The 9,203-nt window shown below is 58.4% G+C and carries 5 protein-coding genes and 1 tRNA gene; 5 read left to right on the top strand and 1 reads right to left on the bottom strand.

Annotated elements, in window-relative coordinates:
- Positions 1 to 22 precede the first annotated feature (22 nt).
- From JWR17_RS05070 to JWR17_RS05060, 3 genes are all read left to right on the top strand, one after another.
- A tRNA-Met gene (locus JWR17_RS05070) sits at positions 23 to 99 on the top strand.
- A 261-nt stretch (positions 100 to 360) separates the two neighbouring features.
- The gene (gene mprF / locus JWR17_RS05065; RefSeq protein ID WP_299828929.1) at positions 361 to 3,003 is read left to right on the top strand and encodes a bifunctional lysylphosphatidylglycerol flippase/synthetase MprF; all 2,643 of its coding nucleotides are present in this window, start codon (positions 361 to 363) and stop codon (positions 3,001 to 3,003) included.
- Positions 3,003 to 4,283, top strand: coding sequence for an AcvB/VirJ family lysyl-phosphatidylglycerol hydrolase (locus JWR17_RS05060; protein WP_299828927.1), 1,281 nt, complete (start codon positions 3,003 to 3,005; stop codon positions 4,281 to 4,283). Before mprF ends, JWR17_RS05060 begins: the two co-directional genes overlap by 1 nt.
- Before the next feature lie 255 nt (positions 4,284 to 4,538).
- Here the strand turns inward: JWR17_RS05060 and JWR17_RS05055 are convergent, their stop codons facing one another.
- On the bottom strand, positions 4,539 to 6,437 hold the full coding sequence (locus tag JWR17_RS05055) for a potassium transporter Kup (protein ID WP_299828925.1): 1,899 nt from the start codon (positions 6,435 to 6,437) through the stop codon (positions 4,539 to 4,541).
- Between the two features lie 268 nt (positions 6,438 to 6,705).
- Between JWR17_RS05055 and rimO the strand changes: the two genes are divergently transcribed.
- Both rimO and JWR17_RS05045 read left to right on the top strand, forming a co-directional pair.
- Entirely contained in the window at positions 6,706 to 8,043 is a 1,338-nt protein-coding gene (gene rimO / locus JWR17_RS05050) for a 30S ribosomal protein S12 methylthiotransferase RimO (RefSeq protein ID WP_299828923.1), read from the top strand.
- 155 nt (positions 8,044 to 8,198) lie between these two features.
- The gene (locus JWR17_RS05045) at positions 8,199 to 9,071 is read left to right on the top strand and encodes a DUF4123 domain-containing protein (RefSeq protein ID WP_299828921.1); all 873 of its coding nucleotides are present in this window, start codon (positions 8,199 to 8,201) and stop codon (positions 9,069 to 9,071) included.
- Positions 9,072 to 9,203: the final 132 nt, after the last annotated feature.

Below are 9,203 nucleotides of genomic sequence, written 5' to 3'. Positions count from 1 at the left end.
CTGTAGAATGCCGCCACACAGACGCGGGATGGAGCAGTCTGGTAGCTCGTCGGGCTCATAACCCGAAGGTCGTCGGTTCAAATCCGGCTCCCGCAACCAAACATCGAAAAAGGCTGCTCGAAAGAGTGGCCTTTTTTGTGTCTTCCGGAAAGGCTCCGGAACAGTAGGCCAAAAAGCTTGTCAGAAGTGTCGATCCCAGGGATAGGTGTCTACCGCCGATTAAAGTATCGGCTGAAACGAATCCGCTACATTCGCTCGTTAAACTATGACGCGCTAATATTCCGAAAATATTTTTTGCGTAGGGATTGGTAACTTGTCTGTATACCTCCATCCTGTCGCGCACGATCCAAGGAGTGATTGATGCGCGCCTCGTCCGAAGAAACCAATGAAGCTGTCACGGTTCCCCACCCGGTTGCGCCGACTCGCCTGCGCTGGCTGGAACTGCTGAGCAAATATCGCCAGCCCTTGGGGCTCGCAGTGACGTTGTTGTTATTTTCCATCGCACTGATTGCTTGCCGCCATCTATTGAGCGAGCTGGATCTTTATGCGCTGCACGACTCACTGCTGAGCGTGCCTACGCCTGCGTTGTTCGGAGCGGTTGCTGCCGCGGTCGTCGGATTCATCGTGTTGCTGGGCTATGAGTGGTCGGCAAGTCGTTATGCCAACGTGCAATTGCCCACGAAAACCTTGATTCTGGGTGGCTTCACTGCATTTGCGATAGGCAATGCGGTGGGTTTGTCGCTGCTGTCTGGCGGCTCTGTGCGCTATCGGTTATATGCACGCCATGGCCTCGGGGCCGCCGAAGTCGCGCGGATGACCTTATTCGCCAGCCTGTCACTGGGTTGTGCCCTGCCTCCTTTGGCAGCGCTTGCCACATTGAGCAATTTGCCCGCCGCCTCCGCCGCCCTGCACCTGTCCACCACGTTGCTGGCGGTGGTAGCCGGCGCCATCCTGCTGCTCAGCGGACTATTGGCTGCCGGTATTTATCGCCGTCGTCTGCCTGAACAACCGATTGCGCACAACCTGTTGGTCCGCGCCGGCCGTCGCACACTCCGCCTGCCTGGCGTGCGCCTGACCTGGATGCAGCTTGTTATTACTGCACTGGACGTCGCGGCAGCAGCAACGGTGCTTTATTTGCTATTGCCGGATGCACCGCCGTTTGGCGCTTTCGTACTGGTTTATCTGCTGGCATTGGCTGCCGGCGTGCTCAGCCATGTCCCTGGCGGCGTCGGCGTATTCGAGGCGATTCTACTCGCCGCCTTTGCCGACCAACTGGGCGCCGCGCCATTGGCTGCGGCCTTGCTGCTGTATCGGCTGATCTATGTTGTTCTGCCCCTGCTGCTGGCATGCCTGGCATTGCTGTTCACCGAAGCGCAGCGTTTCATGCCCACCAGCCAGGCCATGCGTGTGGCTTCGGGTATGGCCGCGCCTATTCTTGCGCTGCTGGTGTTTTTGTCCGGTGTGGTGCTGCTGTTCTCAGGCGCCACGCCAGAGATTGACTCACGCCTTCGGCACCTCGGCTTTTTGCTCCCGCACCGATTGATTGACGCCTCGCACTTCGGCGCCAGTCTGGTTGGCGTGCTGTGCCTATTGCTGGCCCAAGGTTTACGCCGCCGACTGTCTGCGGCGTGGATGTTGACTACTGTCCTGTTGCTGGTGGGCGCGCTGCTCTCGTTGCTCAAGGGCTTTGATTGGGAAGAAGCGACCCTGCTGATCTCGACGGCGATTCTGTTGGCAATCTTCCGGCGCTCGTTCTATCGCCAAAGTCGCCTGCTTGAACTGCCGTTTTCGCCCTTGTACCTGGTAGCAAGCGTTTGCGTACTCGCAGCGTCCATTTGGCTACTTCTGTTCGCCTATCAAGACGTACCTTACAGCCAGGAACTCTGGTGGCAATTCACGCTTAATTCCGACGCACCGCGCGCCTTACGCTCTGCCTTGGGCAGCGCCGTATTGTTGGTGGTTGTCTCTTTGACCTGGCTGCTGCGCACCGCCCGACCGGTCATTACCTTGCCAAACGCCGAGGAACTGGCCCAGGCCGCGAAAATCGTCAACGCGTCCGATCAGCCCGACGGTGGGCTTGTGCTGACCGGTGACAAAGCCCTGTTGCTGCACCCGAGCGGCAAGGCATTTATGATGTACGCACGCCGTGGCCGCAGCCTGGTCGCCCTTTACGACCCTATTGGCCCTACGCAGCAACGCGCAGAGTTGATTTGGCAGTTTCGCGACCTGTGCGACCTGCACCACGCCCGCCCGGTGTTCTACCAGGTGCGCGCGGAAAACCTGCCCTTCTACATGGACATCGGCTTGACCGCGATCAAGCTCGGAGAAGAAGCCCGGGTCGATTTGCAGCGCTTCGACATAGAGTCCAAGGGCAAAGAAATGAAAGACCTGCGGTACACCTGGAACCGTGGCGGCCGTGACGGCTTATCGCTAGAGATCTACGAGGTCGGTCAGGCGCCGCTGGACGAGCTGAAGGTCATCTCGGACGCATGGCTCACCGGCAAAAACGTGCGCGAGAAAGGCTTCTCGCTCGGTCGCTTCAGTCCGGCTTACTTACAACATTTCCGTATTGCGATTATTCATTTCGAAGGCAAGCCAGTAGCATTCGCCAACCTGCTGGAGACATCAAAACACGAGTTGGCCAGCCTGGACTTGATGCGCGCTCACCCGGATGCGCCAAAGCTGACCATGGAATTCATGATGGTCGGGCTGATTTTGCACTACAAGCAACAGGGTTACGGACGCTTCAGCCTGGGAATGGTGCCGCTGTCTGGCCTGCAACCACGCCGTGGTGCGCCCTTGACCCAGCGCCTTGGCTCGATGGTCTTCCGCCGAGGCGAACAGCTGTATAATTTTCAAGGTCTGCGACGTTTCAAAGATAAGTTCCAGCCTGACTGGGAACCCCGCTATATGGCCGTACCCGCCGGACTTGATCCGCTCGTGGCACTGGCTGACACTGCCGCCCTGATTGCAGGCGGCCTGACTGGATTGGTGAAACGCTAATGATTCAACGCTACTGGCGCTTTTTGCTTGCAGCCCTGATTGTTCTCGCACTGGTACTTGGCTTTTGGCTGTGGAACCGCCCTGCCCCTCAACCGACCCTGGAACACCTGACTCTGGAAGATGGCTCGGCTCTGATCCGTGTTTCCCCCGGCACCCAGGCTAAAGCGCGGATCGGCCTGGCGGTGCTGGCTGACGAAGGATTGACAGACAAACAGCTATTGGCGTTGAGCCAGGACGGTAGCGCCCAGGTAGTTCAAGTAACGTTGCCCAAGGACGATTGCGCGCTGCAGGAAAAAACCCTGACATCCGCCCTTACGAAGCTCGACGGTCCTGCCACGCTGGTAGGCGGTGTCGGGCCTGGCGCGACCCTGGCCTGGCGTTGGCTGGCGGGGCAGAACGATGACAACGCGAAAGCCGTTTCAGTAGGGTTCTCCCTTGACCCGCCTGCGTGCGTTGACAACGTGCCGAAAAGTGCAGCGCACGGTCACTGGTTCGTCGCGTGGAACGATGGGCCGGACGACGCCGCGGCTACCTTGGTGCGCGATCAGCCCAACGCTGAAAACAGCATCAGCGACTACGACGTGCACCTGCCGCAACTGTTCAACAGCCAGCTGCGCCAACAATTGGTCCCGGATGACCAAAGCGGCGGTTTGAAAATCCCTGTCGTCGAAGTCCCGGCCGGAGCGACTACCGACACCGTGACGCTTTTCCTGTCAGGCGATGGCGGCTGGCGTGACCTCGACCGTGACGTCGCGGGGGAAATGGCCAAAATGGGCTACCCCGTGGTCGGCATCGATACACTGCGCTATTACTGGGAACATAAAACCCCCGAGCAAACCGCCCTTGATCTCGCCGAGTTGATGGATCACTACCGCCAGAAATGGGGTACCAAACGCTTCGTACTGATGGGCTATTCGTTCGGCGCCGATGTATTACCCGCGATCTACAACCGCTTGGCGCCGGATGAGCAAAAGCGCGTCGATTCTATCGTCCTGCTTGCCTTTGCACGCAGTGGCAGCTTTGAGATTCAGGTCGAAGGCTGGCTGGGCACCGCAGGCAAAGAAGCACCTACCGGCATTGAGATGGCCAAGCTGCCACCTGAGAAAGTGCTGTGCGTGTATGGCGCAGAAGAAACGGCGGAAAGCGGCTGCACCGAATCAACAGCCGTGGGCGAGAAGCTCATGCTGCCAGGCGGCCACCACTTCGATGAGAACTACCCTGCCTTGGCCAAACGCATGACGGATGCGATTGACAAGCGTCAGGGCAAACCGAAGGCCTGAGAAGCGGCTTCGTAACGTGTAGGAGGTTCCGCCACGTCTTCGACGCCGCGCTGTCGCGCAGCACACACAAAACCTGTAGGAGCTGCCGAAGGCTGCGATAGGCCAGTGTAGTAGGCGACCGGCGCCCCTTCAGCGGTATAACGAGGGCGACCGGTTCCCGGTCGAATCGAAGCCTTCGGCAGAACCTACAGTTGGTGCGGCAATGACTAAGCGTCGCCAGGACTAAGCGGCGCTTAGGACCGCGCTAAATCCTCGTTACATCTCCACCTGTGTACCGAGTTCGATCACTCGGTTAAATGGCAGGTTGAAGAAGCGCAAGTTGCCGTTGGCATTCTTCAGCATGAAGGCGAACAGCGCCTCTCGCCACCGGGCCATGCCGTCCAGTTTGGACGCAATGATCGTCTCGCGGCTGAGGAAGTAGGTCGTTCGCATGGGACTGAAGTCCAGCTCTGCCAAGTGACATAGCTTCAGCGCGGCAGGTACGTCTGGCTCGTCGATGAAGCCAAAGTGCAGGACCACTCGGAAGAACCCCTCGCCATACGCTTCGACTTCAAAGCGTCGGCTCGCCGGCACCCGCGGAGAATCCTCGTAGACCACGGTCAACAGCACCACTTGCTCATGCAATACCTGATTGTGCAGCAAGTTATGCAGCAAGGCATGGGGTACGGCGTCGGGACGCGCCGTTAAAAATACCGCAGTACCCTGCACACGATGGGGCGGCTGCACGCGGATACTGCTGATAAAGATCGGCAGCGGCAGACCTCCCTCCTCCAAACGCTCGACCAGCAGCTGCTTGCCGCGCTTCCACGTGGTCATCAGGACAAACAACACCAGCCCTGCCAATACAGGGAACGCACCCCCTTGGACGATCTTCGGCACGTTGGCGGCGAAATACACACCGTCCACCAGCAGGAAGCCGACGAAAATCGGGACCGCAATAATGGGAGGCCATTTCCACAACAACAACATCACCGCAGACACCAGAATCGAGGTGCAGAGCATGGTGCCCGTTACCGCGACGCCATACGCAGAAGCCAGCGCGCCGGACGATTCGAAGCCCAGTACCAGCAGAATCACACCCACCATCAGCGACCAGTTCACCGCGCCGATGTAGATCTGGCCCTGGGCCGAACTGGAGGTGTGTTGCACGTGCATACGCGGGATATAGCCAAGCTGGATGGCTTGCAGCGTCATGGAAAATGCGCCGGAAATCACCGCTTGCGAGGCAATCACGGTTGCCAGGGTCGACAGCGCGACCAGTGGAATCAAGGCCCAGCTCGGCGCCAGCAGGAAGAAGGGATTACGCGCTGCGGCGGGATCGCCGAGCAGCAGTGCACCCTGACCAAAATAATTAAGCACTAACGCCGGCAGCACCAGGATAAACCAGGCACGAGCAATGGGTTTGCGCCCGAAGTGCCCCATGTCGGCATACAGCGCTTCAGCACCGGTCAGTGCCAACACCACCGCGCCGAGTACCGAAACCCCGATGCCTGGGTGGTCCAGGAAAAAACGCACCCCCCACATAGGGTTCAGCGCCTTCAGGACTTCTGGGTGGTCAATGATCCCATAGACACCCAAGGCAGCTAACACCAGAAACCAAGTGACCATCACCGGCCCGAACAGAATCCCGATCCGTGCCGTGCCGTGCTTCTGCAAGACAAACAGCGCAACCAATACGACCAGGGAGATAGGCACCACCCAACGCTCCAGACCGTCGAACGCCAGTTCCATACCTTCTATAGCTGAAAGCACCGAGATCGCCGGGGTAATCATGCTGTCGCCATAAAACAGCGTCGCGCCGATCAAGCCGAACACCACCAACATGCCCCGCAGTCGGGGATGCGGTAACGCAGCGCGGCGTGCCAATGCGGTCAAGGCCATGATGCCGCCTTCGCCCTGATTGTCGGCCCGCAGCACAAACAGCATGTATTTGAACGAAACAACCCAAATCAGCGACCAAAAGATCAGCGCCAAAATCCCCAGAACGCCGTCATGATCGAGCGGCACTCCATACGCCCCAGAGAACACTTCCTTGAGGGTGTACAGTGGGCTCGTACCAATATCGCCGTAAACCACCCCGACGGCTGCCACCAGCAGACTCAAAGGCTTTGCCGGATGATGCCCTGCGTCTACCTGACTAATTGCCTGACCCATTAACCACTCCTACCACCGATATCTGGGCTGCAAAAACACACTGTTGTGCTTGAGCCAGCGCCGTTATTACAAATACTGGTTAACGCCATCGTGATGATTAGGCGTAACGCCGCGAAGCATAGCGCAGCACTCGTCGTAATTCTCTGCATAAAGCTGGTCAATCTACGGTGCCGCCGCTAGAATTGCGCACTTTTTGATCAGAGGCGCACTGAGCGCCCGTCGACACCCCGGCCATTTGCCCGGTGTCAGCCAAATACCGAGGTTCGCCATGTCCACCGTCACCACGCCGTCCGCCCCCAAGGTTGGCTTCGTTTCTCTGGGTTGCCCCAAGGCGCTCGTTGACTCCGAACGCATCCTTACTCAGCTGCGTATGGAAGGCTACGAAATCGTTGCCACCTACCAGGACGCCGATGTCGTGGTGGTCAATACCTGTGGTTTTATCGACACCGCCAAAGCCGAGTCGCTGGAAGTGATCGGTGAAGCCCTGGCGGAAAACGGCAAGGTCATTGTGACCGGCTGCATGGGCGTGGAAGAAAGCGCGATTCGCCTGGTGCACCCAAGCGTGCTGTCGGTCACCGGCCCTCAGCAATATGAGCAGGTGGTGATGGCCGTTCACGATGCCGCGCCGCCTAATCTCAATCACAACCCGTTGATTGATCTGGTGCCGCCGCAAGGCATCAAACTGACGCCACGTCATTACGCGTACCTGAAGATTTCCGAAGGCTGCAACCACAGCTGCAGCTTCTGCATCATTCCGTCGATGCGCGGCAAGCTGGTCAGCCGTCCGGTCGGCGACGTCCTCGACGAAGCCCAGCGTCTGGTCAAGTCCGGCGTCAAAGAGCTGTTGGTGATCTCTCAAGACACCAGCGCTTATGGCGTCGACATCAAGTACCGCACCGGTTTCTGGAACGGCCAGCCGGTAAAAACCCGGATGACCGAGTTGTGCGAAGCCCTCAGCACCCTCGGGGTCTGGGTACGTCTGCACTACGTTTACCCTTACCCGCACGTCGACGAGCTGATCCCGTTGATGGCCGCGGGTAAAATCCTGCCGTACCTCGATATCCCGTTCCAACATGCCAGCCCGCGCATCCTCAAGGCCATGAAGCGTCCTGCCTTCGAAGATAAAACCCTGGCGCGGATCAAAAACTGGCGGGAAATCTGCCCGGATCTGGTCATCCGTTCGACCTTCATCGTCGGCTTCCCCGGCGAAACCGAGGAAGACTTCCAGTACCTGCTTGAATGGCTGACCGAAGCGCAACTCGACCGTGTTGGCTGCTTCCAGTACTCGCCGGTGGAAGGTGCCTCTGCCAACGCCTTGGGCGATCACGTCGCCGATGACATCAAGCAAGATCGCTGGGACCGCTTCATGGCGCACCAGCAGGAAATCAGCGCCGCTCGCCTGCAGATGAAAGTCGGTCGGGAAATCGAAGTGCTGGTGGATGAAGTCGACGAAAATGGCGGCGCAGTAGGTCGCTGCTTCTTTGATGCCCCGGAAATCGACGGCACCGTGTACATCGACAGCGACCAAGACCTCAAGCCAGGCGACAAAGTCATGTGCCGGGTGACCGAGGCTGACGAGTACGACTTGTGGGCTGAAACGATCTGATCGTTTCGCGCTGCTAGCCAAGCCCTGCCTTGATCGGCGGGGCTTTTTTTTGGCCTTGGGAAAAGTCCTACTTATCGAATCGACCCTCGCCGACATCGCCAGCTCAAATTTCCAGCCACAGTTACAGCTCTCGTCAAACACGAAGGATTGTGAGCATGAACTTGGCCACTGCTACTCGTTTACAGGTTGCCCTGCCCAGCGACATTCTTTGGCAGCAGAGCGTCGGTTTGTTGCTCGACGGCGTCCAGGTCGAGAATCTGTTAAAGCGGCTGTATCAGTGGTCGGACGCTCCAACCGTCAACGTGCTGTATTCCGGCACACGCTTTGGGGCGCTCAAGCAGATGTCGCCGTGCCTGGTTCGTATCGAAAGCGCTGACGATCCGATTTTGGCTCAATTCCTGTCCTGTATTGATCAGCAATGGGGTTACCTGCTGATCAGTGCTGAGCCCTGGGAGCAACTGACAGCCCATTTACGCTGGCTGCTAAGCGTCGAACACCACTCGGGACAAGAGGTGCTGCTGCGCATCGCTTACCCAGCGGTGGCCGACGCACTGTTTGCCTTAGCTGATTCAGCGCTATTCGGCCCTTGCCAACGCGTCGTAACCGCCGACCTTGTAAACGGCGGGTGGCACCAATACATCCGACCCGGCGAAACGCCCAGGTCGGATCATGCCAAGCCTTATCGTTTGAGTGCAAAACAATGGCTTTGCCTGGACAACGCCAGCATGGGCAAGACAGTGGCCGAACTGTCCAGGCACATGAGCCGTTATTTCCCGGGTTACTACGCTGATTTAACCGATAAAGAGCGTAACGAGCATCTACAAGACTTGGTTAAACGGGCGGCCGAGCACGGTTTCGAGACTGAGAAAGAGCTTTATCTTTATTGCAATGCTCATGGTTTTGTAGGGGAGCAAGGCCTGGAAGACTGTTCGTTCGCGCTGTTTCTGAACCGCCATCCATTGGACAAGGGCAGCTCGTGGCGCGCAGAAGCACTTGCCAGCGCGGCTCAGGAAGGGAGCCAGCCATGACCGATTTCATGACCCCGCGCGGCCACATGGCCAATCTGGTTGCCATGTCCAAAAGCGCTACTCCCTTCGGCCAAATTGGCGTGTGTCCGTTGACGCTTGAAACTGTCCAGTTACTGCCCGTGCGCTACGGCC

The organism is Pseudomonas sp. (assembly GCF_028293835.1).
Classification (GTDB): domain Bacteria; phylum Pseudomonadota; class Gammaproteobacteria; order Pseudomonadales; family Pseudomonadaceae; genus Aquipseudomonas.
The sequence above is the reverse complement of the archived record's forward strand: the minus strand, read 5'-3'. Positions and strand labels throughout refer to the sequence as shown.

Bases quoted from the DNA above. Each gene is read 5' to 3' on its own strand.
- mprF (WP_299828929.1), top strand. From the start codon at position 361: ATGCGCGCCTCGTCCGAAGAAACCAATGAAGCTGTCACGGTTCCCCAC.
- JWR17_RS05060 (WP_299828927.1), top strand. From the start codon at position 3,003: ATGATTCAACGCTACTGGCGCTTTTTGCTTGCAGCCCTGATTGTTCTC.
- JWR17_RS05055 (WP_299828925.1), bottom strand. From the start codon at position 6,437: ATGGGTCAGGCAATTAGTCAGGTAGACGCAGGGCATCATCCGGCAAAG.
- rimO (WP_299828923.1), top strand. From the start codon at position 6,706: ATGTCCACCGTCACCACGCCGTCCGCCCCCAAGGTTGGCTTCGTTTCT.
- JWR17_RS05045 (WP_299828921.1), top strand. From the start codon at position 8,199: ATGAACTTGGCCACTGCTACTCGTTTACAGGTTGCCCTGCCCAGCGAC.